At 38.9% G+C, this 2,930-nt stretch carries 5 protein-coding genes; 4 read left to right on the top strand and 1 reads right to left on the bottom strand.

Features of this window, described 5'->3' with window-relative positions; genetic code table 11:
* On the bottom strand, nt 1-366 hold a 366-nt coding region (locus GMES_RS16350), incomplete at its 3' end, for a site-specific integrase (RefSeq protein WP_039987671.1).
* A 252-nt stretch (nt 367-618) separates the two neighbouring features.
* Between GMES_RS16350 and GMES_RS16355 the strand changes: the two genes are divergently transcribed.
* The 4 genes from GMES_RS16355 (at nt 619) to GMES_RS16370 (ending at nt 2,837) form a co-directional block, all read left to right on the top strand.
* Complete coding sequence (locus GMES_RS16355; protein ID WP_039987673.1) at nt 619-861, top strand: hypothetical protein; 243 nt, start codon at nt 619-621, stop codon at nt 859-861.
* A gap of 76 nt (nt 862-937) precedes the next feature.
* The gene (locus GMES_RS16360; RefSeq protein ID WP_006993860.1) at nt 938-1,600 is read left to right on the top strand and encodes a hypothetical protein; all 663 of its coding nucleotides are present in this window, start codon (nt 938-940) and stop codon (nt 1,598-1,600) included.
* Nucleotides 1,601-1,734: 134 nt separating this feature from the next.
* A complete protein-coding gene (locus GMES_RS16365) occupies nt 1,735-2,100 on the top strand; it encodes a DUF7674 family protein (RefSeq protein ID WP_039987676.1) in 366 nt (121 codons plus the stop codon).
* A gap of 137 nt (nt 2,101-2,237) precedes the next feature.
* A complete protein-coding gene (locus tag GMES_RS16370; protein WP_006993863.1) occupies nt 2,238-2,837 on the top strand; it encodes a hypothetical protein in 600 nt (199 codons plus the stop codon).
* Nucleotides 2,838-2,930: the final 93 nt, after the last annotated feature.

The raw sequence follows: 2,930 nt of genomic DNA on the forward strand, positions 1-2,930 counted from the left end.
ATTAATCACCGCAAAAAAACGACGTGTTTCATCAATGGTTAATACCACAGGCAGTTTCTGCTGCCTGTTACTTTTAACAAAATTTAATTTTAGGGTGAGTGGTTTATCCATAATATCTCGGTATAAAAACACCAATGCGTTCAATGCTGAAGATTGCGTGTTAGCTGCGCAATCCTGCTTGAGCACTAAATGAGATAAAAATGCTTCTACCTCGTTATCGTGTAAATAGGTCGGATGTTGCTTATTGTGGAAAAGAATAAAACCACGGATCCACTTTATGTAGGATTCTACCGTGCGTTTGGCATAACGCTTTTTATACATTTCTTCGGCGACCATAGTCAAAAAAGGCGAGGGTGAATTTGGCATAAATTGCACTTTAATTTACATGTGTATTTATACAGTTATAGTTGCTGTCTCCTATAACAGCAAGTTTTTTGCAAAGTGTCGCATATCAACAAAGATGTTTTAAGAAACCAGAAAGATAACTAACCTATACAAAGACATAGGAAGCATGTTAAAAATGATGAATGTATATATGCGACAAAATGCCGTGTTTAATACGCGGATGCAATCACCTCATTTTGCAAGATATTAATATTGTTATGTGCCAAGGAAATCATGAATCCTGAGAAACCTACAATTATGGGTATGGCCGAGTTTGAGCCATCTGCAAAATGTCCAAATTGTAATCTAATAATGTATTTAGGTAACAGGTGTCCTCATTGCGATCATTTATTAAGTCAATCTGAGCAAAAAGCTCAAAAGTTGTTTTGGATAAAAGTCAGAAATAAAGGCTACAAAAAGGGCTTAGTATTCTTTTCTTTATTTATATTAATTATCTGGTGGGCATATGGCACATAACAAACAAATAATGGCCGACGCGCAAACAGCGCGCGCCGCATATTCGAAGCGTTATACCTAGAGTAGAAATTCGAGAATGGAAGAATTATTCAAAATAATTTCAGAGAAGCCTGAATATGCCGCCTGGGCATTTGGGCTGATAAACGCGCTCTGGTTGGCTTTTCTATATTTTAATAAGAAACGTCACGAACGAGAGCTTATTGCAGTTAAGCAATCATTTGACCTTGATCTAGAGCGGAGAAAGAAAGTCTTCGAAATGAAGGCAGCCCAATACGAATCATATTTTAGACATATCGATTCCATACATAGTAAGCATCAAACTGATTATCAAAATGTGTTCACTCCGATAATGAACCAGTTTATGTCATCGTATCTGCATGCCTGTGATCGTAACGATGAAGCCGAAGCAACAACAGCAACTATTAAATTTTCTGAGGAAATATCAAAAATAACTCGAGACGGGTTCCAGGAGCTTGGAGTTATTGAGTCCGAGACTAACAGTCTGCGCTTAACTGCAAGTGACGAAGTGGCTGTTCTGCTTGACGAAATCAAGGATTTATACGACCAGCTTTTTTCAATATCCGGAAAAATGATGTCAGACTTGGTAAAAATAACTATAGAGAATGACCAAGACTTGGCGGCGGAGAATCAAGCTGAGCTTATGAGAGTTGGTGAGCTAGCCAAAAGCAAGGCGAAAGAGCTACGAGAGCAAATGCGTAATGATCTTAAGCAAATATAGGTATAACAATCACTTGCAGCTGACAGCTGGTACTACGCGCTTTTTGCGTCACTCGCTCTCACTCAAACAATAACACAAAAAGCGCTCCATACCAGCTGCGGCTGAAGTGGGCGTTAGGTGCTTCTGGGAAATCAATGGCTAAATCAGAAATAAGACGATTCTTAAAAGAGATTCGCACTAAATTTCCTGACGTTGTTACTCTTATGGAAAAACATGAGAGTTGGGCACTCACATTTCTAATGGAAGAGTTAGCAAATTTGACAACTATTTTGTTTAACCAAGGCAATTTAGAAGAAGCACTAGAACAGTTGCAGTACATGAGCGAGAAACTAGATACTGCAACCAAGGCGGAATTCGAGTACATAGATGTATATTATACAGAGCACTTATTCTGGAAAGGTACAAAAGAAGGTATTGAACGTGGCTGGCCTCTCGTGCCAGATAATCTCAAAAAATTGTACTTGGACTTTCATGGTAAACCACCTAGGGTAGTGGTTTAAAAATGCACGCATCTAACAAAAAAATTAAGTTCGCCCGCTGCGCGAGCTGGGACGCAAACATGTGGGCTGCTCACTTCGTTCGGATTTTAGCCCACACGTCTGCGCCCCTTATTTAAAAGTTAGGCATCCGGAGGTTCATGGACAATTCGCGCGCTAGAAAAAAATATCTTAGCTTAATGTGGGAAATTGAAAAAAGATTAGAAGTTCTTAAGGCTTTGATTTCTGGCGAAGCTCACGTGATTTACTTAAAAGCTCAGATTGAAACTGAAGCCTTGCAATTGAGAAAGGTACTTGAATTAATAGCTTACTCATCTTTAGTTTGTCACCAGGAACAATATAGGGCTATTCGTGAGGATATTGCCAAAGACTGGCATGCTAAGCGCATTGTAAATAAGATTAAAACTATAAATCCTAGATTTTATCCTATTCCAACAAAAGGGTGTTTTGATGGTTATTGGAAAGACGTCAAATCTGGTTTTCTGACGTTAAAGCAATTTCAGGTAGCTTATGATTCATGTGGTGACATACTTCATATTAAGAATCCATTTAGTAAAGTAAATAAAAGTGCAACGGCATTCCACAAGAGAGTCCCTGAGTATATAGACAGAATAGAAAAATTATTGAGTCAACATCGTGTTTATCTTCCTGATAATTATGGAATTATTCATGTGCTTACAAACTTTGGTTCAGAATCTGAGTTAAAGTTATGGTGGTACGGGACAACTGTAAATGCCTAACAAGTTGCCAAAGTTCGCCGCAAACAGCGCGGCTGGGACAAATACTCACAGGGCTTCGCCCAACAACGTTCGCATTTGCCCCTTGGCAAAGCG

Source organism: Paraglaciecola mesophila KMM 241 (assembly GCF_000315015.1).
GTDB lineage: Bacteria > Pseudomonadota > Gammaproteobacteria > Enterobacterales > Alteromonadaceae > Paraglaciecola > Paraglaciecola mesophila.